This window comes from Dietzia sp. SLG310A2-38A2, from assembly GCF_014145095.1.
Taxonomy (GTDB): Bacteria; Actinomycetota; Actinomycetes; order Mycobacteriales; family Mycobacteriaceae; genus Dietzia.
Window position 1 is genome coordinate 1 of record NZ_JAALDX010000376.1, and the last position, 4,596, is coordinate 4,596.

4 protein-coding genes are annotated in these 4,596 nt (G+C 70.8%); all 4 read right to left on the minus strand.

Annotation, left to right across the window (positions count from 1 at the left end; genetic code table 11):
* Nucleotides 1-1,319 (minus strand): adenylosuccinate lyase (gene purB, locus G6027_RS13170; RefSeq protein WP_182637567.1); only part of this gene is annotated, 1,319 nt, incomplete at its 3' end.
* Nucleotides 1,320-1,341: 22 nt separating this feature from the next.
* Complete coding sequence (locus G6027_RS13175) at nt 1,342-1,485, minus strand: hypothetical protein (protein WP_182637568.1); 144 nt, start codon at nt 1,483-1,485, stop codon at nt 1,342-1,344.
* Between the two features lie 42 nt (nt 1,486-1,527).
* Nucleotides 1,528-2,703: an aminotransferase class I/II-fold pyridoxal phosphate-dependent enzyme gene (locus G6027_RS13180; RefSeq protein ID WP_182637569.1), complete on the minus strand. Its 1,176-nt coding sequence runs from the start codon at nt 2,701-2,703 to the stop codon at nt 1,528-1,530.
* A 22-nt stretch (nt 2,704-2,725) separates the two neighbouring features.
* Nucleotides 2,726-4,348: a DASS family sodium-coupled anion symporter gene (locus G6027_RS13185; RefSeq protein WP_241727105.1), complete on the minus strand. Its 1,623-nt coding sequence runs from the start codon at nt 4,346-4,348 to the stop codon at nt 2,726-2,728.
* Between the last annotated feature and the right edge of the window lie 248 nt (nt 4,349-4,596).

The following is a 4,596-nucleotide window of genomic DNA, read 5'->3' on the forward strand; positions in this document are numbered from 1 at the left end:
GCTGCACGGTCCAGCGGCAAACGGTCGTCCGCCGCCAGCCGGTCCAGCAGGTCGGGCTCGCGGCCCTCCTCGCGCATGGCCAGTGCGACGGCGACCGCGTTCTCCTTGATGGCCTCGTGGGCGACCTCGCGGCCGACGCCGGCGCGCACCGCGGCCATGAGGACCTTGGTGGTGGCGAGAAACGGCAGGTAGCGCTGGAGTTCCTTGTCGATCACCGCCGGGTAGGCGCCGAACTCGTCGAGCACCGTCAGGAACGTCTCGAACATGCCGTCCAGCGCGAAGAACGCGTCCGGCAGTGCGACGCGGCGCACCACGGAGCAGAAGACGTCGCCCTCGTTCCACTGTGCGCCGGCCAGCTCGGCGGCCATCGATCCGTAGCCGCGCAGCACAACCTGCAGACCGTTCACGCGTTCGCAGGAGCGGGTGTTCATCTTGTGCGGCATCGCGGACGACCCGACCTGCCCGGGCTGGAAGCCCTCGGTGACCAGCTCGTGCCCTGCCATGAGCCGGATCGTGTGAGCGAGCGAGGACGGGCCGGCCCCCAGCTGGACCAGGGCGGAGACGACCTCGTGGTCCAACGACCGCGGGTAGACCTGGCCGACCGAGTCGAAGGTGCGCGCAAAACCGAGGTGCTCCGCGATCCGGCCCTCGAGCTCGACCATCTTGTGCGCGTCGCCGCCGAGCAGATCGAGCATGTCCTGCGCCGTGCCCATCGGGCCCTTGATGCCTCGCAGCGGGTACCGCTGGAGCAGCGACTCGACGCGCTCGAGCGCGACCAGTAGTTCGTCTGCCGCGGAGGCAAAACGCTTGCCCAGGGTGGTGGCCTGCGCGGCGACGTTGTGGCTGCGCCCGGCCATCACGGTGTCGCGCTGCGCCACCGCGCGCTCGGCCAACCGACGGGCCGCCGCCACCCCGCGGTCCCGGACCAACTCGAGGGAGCGGACCACCTGGAGCTGCTCGACGTTCTCGGTGAGGTCCCGGCTCGTCATGCCCTTGTGGATGTGCTCGTGCCCGGCGAGAGCGTTGAACTCCTCGATGCGGGCCTTGACGTCGTGACGGGTGACGCGCTCGCGCTCGGCGATCGACCCGAGGTCGACGCGGTCGATCACCGCCTCGTAGGCCTCGATCACGCCGTCGGGGACGTCGATGCCCAGATCACTCTGGGCACGCAGGACCGCGATCCACAGCTGTCGCTCGAGCACGATCTTGTGCTCGGCGGACCACAGAGTGGCCAGGTCGGCGCTCGCGTAGCGCGAGGCGAGGACGTTGGAGATCCGGGGCTTGGCGGCCCGGGCGGGCGAGGCGTTCTGGGCGGTCACGCCCCCCAGTATCGCAGCCCGGTCAGGAGATCATCGAGCCGCCGGTGGACCCGGCGAGGATCTCACGGGCGTTGAGGTAGACCTGCTCCACCGTGAGCGGCGCCTGCGCGAGCAGCCACGGCCGGGTGATGTAGACGATGGCGGTGATGATCTCGGCGGAACCCATGCGCCGACGGTAGCGCCCCGCGGGCGCCCGCGGGGCCGGAACCTACGGGGCGAGCACGGCCTCGAGCCGATCCATGGCCTCGGCGATATCGTCGGTGCCGCCGGCGAAGCTCAGCCGGACGGTGTGGCCACCGTCGACGGTGTCGAAGTCGACGCCCGGCGTCAACGCGACCCCGGTCCGCTCGAGCACCTCCGCGCACCAGGCCACCGAGTCGTCGGTCCACCCCGAGACGTCGAAGTACGCGTAGAACGCGCCGTCGGGTGGCGCGATCTCCCCCACGCCCAGCTGCCCGAGCCGGCTCAGCACGAGGTCACGGTTGCGGGCGTACCGCTCGACGTGACCGTCCAGCTCGGCGGCGGCGGCCTCGGTGAATGCGGCGACGGCGGCGAACTGGGCGTCGGCGGGCGGACAGATGGTGAGGTTGCCGATCAGCCGATCCACGGGGTCGCGCAGGTACTCCGGCAGGAGCATCCAGCCGATCCGCCAGCCGGTCATGGAGAAGTACTTGGACACCGAGCCCATCACCACGGCCTCGCGGCTGGTCTGCCACGCGCTCGCACACTCCCGGCCGTAGGTGACGCCGTGGTAGATCTCGTCACTGACGAGCAGCGTGCCGTGGGCCTCGCACCAACGCGCGAGGGCCTCGAGTTCGCACGCGTCGATGATCGTGCCGGTGGGGTTCGCGGGGCTGGCGACGATGAGGCCGGCGGGCGCACGCCCCAGCTCCGCCGTGACCGCCTCGAGCTGCGCGACCGTGGGTTGGTACCGGGTCTCGGGGCCGCAGGCGATCTCGTGGACCCGGCACCCGAGGGCCTGGAGGGTGTTGCGGTAGGCGGGGTACCCGGGGCGCGCCATGACCACCGTGTCCCCGGGATCGAACGCGGCGAGGAAGAGCACGGTGAAGCCGCCGGAGGACCCGGTCGTGACGACGACGTCGTCGGCCGTCACGTCCACGCCGTCCCGCCGCCGGTGATACCCCGCGATCGCCTCCCGGAGCGGTCGGATCCCCAGCGCCTCGGTGTAGCCGAGGATCTCGGTGTCCAGGGCGTGGCGGGCCGCGGCGAGCACCGGGCCGGGAGCCGGGGTCGAGGGCTGCCCGGCACACAGCGAGATGACGTCGCCGTGGGTCTCCTGTCGCCGCGCCGCCGCGGCCAGGACACTCATGACGTGGAACGGCTCGACAGCCGACCGGAGAGAGGGGATACGCGCGACGCTCATGTCCCCGACGCTAGCGCCCCCGTCAGGCGGTCAGTCCGAACACCCACACCAACAGGGTCATGGTGACGAGGGTGATGAGCACGATCCCCACGAGGTTGAGCCACACCCCGCCCCGGATCATCTGACCGATCGTCACGTACCCGGATCCGTACGCGATGGCGTTGGGCGGGGTCGCCACCGGCAACATGAACGCGCAGGTGGCGGCCAGCGCGACCGGGACCGCCAACAGCATCGGGTCGAGCCCGAGACCCAGTGCCACCCCGCCCGCGACGGGCAGGAACGTCGCGGCGGTGGCGGTGTTGCTGGTCAGCTCGGTCAGGATGAGGACCCCGCCGGCGGCGACCACGACGAGCAGGACGACCGGCAGGCCGCCGAGCGCGGCGGACTGCTCACCGATCCAGTCGGTGAGCCCGGACCCGGAGAACTGGGCGGACAGCGCCAGTCCGCCGCCGAAGAGCAGGAGCACGCCCCACGGCAGGGCGAGTGCGGCCTCCCACGTCAACAGCCGCACACCCCGGGCGGTACCGGCGGGCAGCAGGAACAGCACGAGTCCGGCGATCAACGCGATCCCGGCGTCGGAGACGGGCGCGTCCTCCCACACCAGCGGCACCGCCACCCACGCGACCGCGGCCGCGACGAACACGGCCAGGACGCGCTTCTCGCCCGACGATATGGGGCCGAGGCTGCGCAGCTCGTCGTCGAACAGCTGCCGCCCACCCGGGATCCGCTCCACCTCCGGCTTGAACAGCACCTTGGTGAGCAGGAACCAGGCGATCACGAGCATCACGATCGACAGAGGCAGACCCACCATCATCCACCGGCCGAAGCCCAGGATGATGCCGTGCTCGCTCTCGAGGTAACCGGCGAGCAGGGTGTTGGGCGGGGTGCCGATGATCGTCGCCAGCGATCCGATCGACGCGGCGTAGGCGATGCCCAACATGAGCGCGGTCCCGAAGTTCGACCGGATGACGGCCTCCTTGACCTCGTCGGACGTCGGGTCGGACGAGGAGTCCATCCGGGGCATCGACCCCTCGGAGTCGTCCTCCTGTCCTCCGGACCCGCTCCCGCCCAACTCGGAGGCGAGCATGAGGACGGAGACTCCGATCGGCAGCATCATCACGGCCGTGGCGGTGTTGGACACCCACATGCTCAGGAAGCCGGTCGCTATCATGAACCCGGCGATGACCCGCGTCGAGCGTGTACCCATAGCCCGGACGGTCAGCAGGGCGATCCGTCGGTGCAGGTTCCACCTCTGCATGGCGATCGCGATGAGGAACCCACCCATGAACAGGAAGATGATGTTGTTCCCGTACTGGGCGCCGACGTCGTCGACCGAGATGTCCTGACCCAGCACCGGGAACGCGATGAGCGGCACCAGCGCGGTGGCGGGGATGGGGATGCACTCGGTCATCCACCAGATCCCCAGCAGCACGGCCACCGCCGCGGTCAGTCGCGCGTTGTGCTCCAGATCCCCCGGCATGACCAGGTAGACCAGTACCGCCGCCGCGACCCCGGCGACGGTTCCGATCACACTGCGGACGAACTCGCCGCGGGGCACGGCGCCGTCGCGCTCACCGGGCGATTTCTGCTCGATCTCCGCGCCGCGGGCCGGGTCCGGGTCCAGGCCGCTCAGGTGCGGGGCCATGACCATCCTCCGGCCCCTCGGTCGATCACGGTCGCCGGTTGCCATCGCCTTCTCCCTCGCGAGTCACGCATCCCGGAGCGGCCCCCCGTGATGTTGTGCACTCACCGTAAACGCGATCCCGGCCCAGGTCAGCCGATCAGCCCCCGAGCGATCCCAGGGGCGCCGAACCGAGCGCACCCGAGCCCATCGAGAGCGATCCGTCGGGGGCCACCTCGAGGCCGAACACGGCCAGCTCGCGAGCCGGCCCG

Excerpts from the sequence above, each read along its gene's own strand:
- G6027_RS13175 (WP_182637568.1), bottom strand. The coding sequence starts at position 1,485 with ATGGGTTCCGCCGAGATCATCACCGCCATCGTCTACATCACCCGGCCG.
- G6027_RS13185 (WP_241727105.1), bottom strand. The coding sequence starts at position 4,348 with ATGGCCCCGCACCTGAGCGGCCTGGACCCGGACCCGGCCCGCGGCGCG.
- G6027_RS13180 (WP_182637569.1), bottom strand. The coding sequence starts at position 2,703 with ATGAGCGTCGCGCGTATCCCCTCTCTCCGGTCGGCTGTCGAGCCGTTC.